At 47.4% G+C, this 3320-nt stretch carries 3 protein-coding genes; all 3 read right to left on the reverse strand.

The window, feature by feature from the left end:
• Nucleotides 1-169 precede the first annotated feature (169 nt).
• Entirely contained in the window at nucleotides 170-1462 is a 1293-nt protein-coding gene (locus C5684_RS08955; protein WP_104638576.1) for a 2,3,4,5-tetrahydropyridine-2,6-carboxylate N-succinyltransferase, read from the reverse strand.
• Complete coding sequence (ispG, locus tag C5684_RS08960; protein ID WP_199764545.1) at nucleotides 1449-2540, reverse strand: flavodoxin-dependent (E)-4-hydroxy-3-methylbut-2-enyl-diphosphate synthase; 1092 nt, start codon at nucleotides 2538-2540, stop codon at nucleotides 1449-1451. The genes C5684_RS08955 and ispG overlap by 14 nt, the downstream gene beginning before the upstream one ends.
• Nucleotides 2541-2593: 53 nt before the next feature.
• Nucleotides 2594-3320: ATP-binding protein (locus tag C5684_RS08965; RefSeq protein ID WP_104640090.1), on the reverse strand; the 727-nt coding region annotated here is incomplete at its 5' end.

Consider the following 3320-nt stretch of genomic DNA (forward strand, 5'->3'; position numbering starts at 1 on the left):
GGGTTGTTGCTGGCTTAGGGGTTGGTTGGTTTGGGGGTTGTTGGGGGCTTGTTGGTTAGGGGTATCTTGGGCGCATAAAAACACACCTAAAAAGAGGATAGCCAAAACCCATCTGACACTCATTAACATCATGTCCCACCTTGATAAAAATTTAACGCAAACCTAAGCATTAATCATGCAAGCTCTGATTGAGGGTGATTTTGCGTGTGCTTCTAAAAGCCACCATTTTCCCGCTTTGGCTACATTGTCTAAAATGCACGCCATGCAGCTCTGAGAGCTCTTTTCCTTTATATAGGTTATCTGCACGGGGTTTAAAATCCGCATTCACAACTTGGAGTTGCTCTGCATCCTCGCTTGAGAGCTCAAAAATTGTGCCTGCCAAGACCCCAATGCCCGCATCCACAATGCACCCATCGCCCAGACTGATCCCCACCACGCAATTAGCTCCCAGCAAACAATTTTTGCCAATGCTAATGGGTTTGCTATTGCCTCCAGAGAGCACGCCCAAAATGCTTGCCCCTCCGCCAACATCTGTGCCCTCGCCCACAATCACAGAGGAGGAAATACGCCCCTCATTCATGCAAGCCCCCTCCACGCCCGCATTAAAGTTAATGTAACTCGCCCCGGGCATTTGGGTATAGCCCCCCTTACCCAAATACGCCCCAAAGCGTGTTTTAGCACTATCTAATAGGCGGATATTGTCATATTGGGGGATCACCTGCATCAAGTAACGGGGGAATTTATCCACAAAGTCAATACAGGGGTAGGCATCGCGCATTTTTAAATTGACCTCTTGTTCTCTGAGCCAATCCAGTTCATAGGCGGTATTCCCACTCCAAGCCACATTGGGTAGGAGATTAAAAATACCCTCTAAATTCAAACTACGCAATGGGGCTTTACCCAAAGAGAGGGCTAAGAGTTTCATGTAAGCGCTCTCCAAACTCTGGCATGGCTTGTCCGCATACAGCACCACCAAATGATAATTAAAACAATCTTGCATGGAGACTTTAGAAACATGCTGCTGGGTTTCATGGTCGTAACTGGTGTAAGGATCAAGGCTAGAGGGCGTGTAATAAAGGCGTTTTTCTCTAAAAGCCTTGATGAGCTCGACAAGCACTTGGATATTTTTATGCTTGTTTTCATCTTGCAAGGTTTCCTCTAAAAAGGGGGCATAGAGCTTGAGGGCTTGCTGGATAAAGGCTTTATCCACGCCATAGACCACTTCAGATGCCTGCTTGTCCTCTGCGTCCATTTGGTACAGCGGGACACTATCCTTCACCACGCCCATAAAAACCGAATAAGAGCCCAAATTTTCCTCTCCCCAATTTAAAACCGGATAGGTTACGCTCAAAGGTTTCCCGCTCTTTTGCCCGCGTTGGATTTTGGCAATCCCAAAGGCTAGGGGTTTGCGGTATTCTGGGGAGTTTTGGTAATTGCTCACAAAGAGTTTAAATTTTTGCATATTGTTCCTCGTTTTGGTGTTGGTTGGCTAAAGCTTGCACCTCAGCGACAAAGGTTTCTAAAAGTTGATCTTCGGGGAGCTTGTGGATCACCTGCCCTTTTTTGATGATTAAACCGCTTTTTTTGCCAAAGGCGATGGCGATGTCGGCATGTTTTGCCTCCCCTAGGGCATTAACCACACAGCCCATCACGCTCACATCTAGGGGGATTTTAATATGGGCTAGGCGTTGCTCCACTTGTGCCATCAAAGCGACTAAATCCGACTCAATGCGCCCACAAGTCGGGCATGAGATGAAGGTAATGCCCTCTTTTTGCCGCCCGCTGTAGCGCAAAATCGCCTTAGCCACTCTAATTTCTTCCTCTAATTCGCCCGTGATGGACACGCGCATGGTATCCCCAATGCCCTGCCTTAGCAAATGCCCTAAAGCTATCGCGCTTTTAATGCTGGCATGGAACAAACTCCCCGCCTCTGTAACGCCCAAGTGGAAGGGGTAGGGAGTCAAAGGGCGTAATTGCTCATAGGCTTGTATGGTGCGCTCCACATCGCTAGCTTTTAAAGACACCTTAATATTGCTAAAACCTGCATCTTCTAAGAGTTTAATGTTATAAAGCGCAGATTGCACCATGCCCTCAGCATTTGCCCCGTATTTGATTTCAAATTGCTTTTCTAAACTCCCCCCATTGACCCCAATGCGGATGGGCAAGTTACGGGCATTGCAAGCCTTAGCCACCGCCTCGATCTTGTCTTTAGACCCGATATTGCCCGGGTTGATGCGGATACCATCCACGCTTTCAGCGGCAATTAAAGCCAAATGGTGGTGGAAGTGTATATCAGCAATTAAGGGCAAGCTTGCCACCTTTTTAAGCTCTTTGAGGGCGTTAGCGTCCTTTTTATGGCGCACCGCCACGCGCACAAAGTCCGCCCCGGCTAACTTCAAGCGGTCAATCTGTGCCTTAGTGGCTTGTATGTCGCAGGTTTGGCTATATGCCATGCTTTGGGTGCTAATGGGCGCACCCCCACCCACAGGCACAGCACCGACAAAAATTTGCTTGGTTGGCACACGGGCGATCAAAACCATCCTTATAAATTAGAATTAAAAGGGCATTTTAGCCCAAAGTGGCTAAGAGAGAATTAAAGGGCAGGGAGAATATTGAGGCAAAAATGGCTAAAACTATAAGTTTGGTAGGTCTGCCCGCTAGCAAGCCAACCAGCATGGGTGTAGTTGATGGAGATCACCAAAATAGGCATGGGGGGCAGGGCTTTTAAGAGCAAGGATAAATGGTGTTCTAAACTCTCTGGGGTGGGGAAAGCATAGGGAAAACAAGCAAATAGGCTAGAACCTTGCACGATCAAACAATTATTGTGGTAGCGCAGAGCTTTCAAGCCAAAGTGGCGGATCAATTCCAAAGCAACCATATTTTCAAAGACGGGGGCTAGGGAGTGGGTGTGGCTAAAAGCATAGGGCAGAGCAAAGTCATAGAAGTAAAGTTTAGGGGGGGCTTTAAAATAGCTGGGGATTAAAAAAAGAGTTAGGCTGTTTTGCAATGTGGCTAAAAAGAAATAAAGCGTGTTTTTGGAGGTTTTGAGGTGTTTTTTAAGCTGGGTATAGAGGTGGTGGGTGCTGATACTCTTGGCTTGGAAAAAAAGGAGGGCTTTAAAGAGATCAAAATGCGCACCAAAGCTAAGCGCGCAGATATCTTGTTTGTAGCGGATTTTGGCATGGGGGGGCAAAAACAGCGTAGCGGGCAAATTGCCTTCTTTTAAAAAACGGGCTAGGAGGGCGGGGGGGTCTTTTTTGCAAAAATGCACAAACTCGGCAAAATTTAAGGGCATGGTGGGCTGGCAGACAAAGTGGGCG

Origin of the sequence: Helicobacter bizzozeronii, assembly GCF_900196775.1 — a bacterium.
Lineage (GTDB): Bacteria > Campylobacterota > Campylobacteria > Campylobacterales > Helicobacteraceae > Helicobacter > Helicobacter bizzozeronii.

What these genes read in the sequence shown, in the direction of transcription:
- C5684_RS08955 (WP_104638576.1), bottom strand. Translation starts at nt 1,462, where the DNA reads ATGCAAAAATTTAAACTCTTTGTGAGCAATTACCAAAACTCCCCAGAA.
- ispG (WP_199764545.1), bottom strand. Translation starts at nt 2,540, where the DNA reads ATGGTTTTGATCGCCCGTGTGCCAACCAAGCAAATTTTTGTCGGTGCT.